1 pseudogene is annotated in these 280 nt (G+C 63.2%); it reads left to right on the top strand.

Annotated elements, in window-relative coordinates:
- Nucleotides 1–94: 94 nt before the first annotated feature.
- Nucleotides 95–280: pseudogene (locus tag ACE04F_RS01820) on the top strand (hypothetical protein); the annotation flags it as partial.

The raw sequence follows: 280 nt of genomic DNA on the forward strand, positions 1-280 counted from the left end.
AGGCTCGGCATGCCCTCACTCCGGCATTGCTCCGTGGGCCCGCCGCGAAGGGCCGTCCCTGGCCCAGCGCGGCTAACCCGGCATCCATGCCGGGATGCCCACTGCGCAATGCCTGCGTTCGGCCATCGTGGTTAACGGGGCGTCTCAGATCAAGATCAAGATCAAGATCAAGATCAAGATCAAGATCAAGATCAAGATCAAGATCAAGGTCCGCGCGAGGCGGCCTGGCAGCCGGCCTGATTCTCGCGGGGGGACGCCGGTTTCATTGTGGGAGCGAGCC

This window comes from Pseudomonas sp. AGC41, from assembly GCF_057334555.1.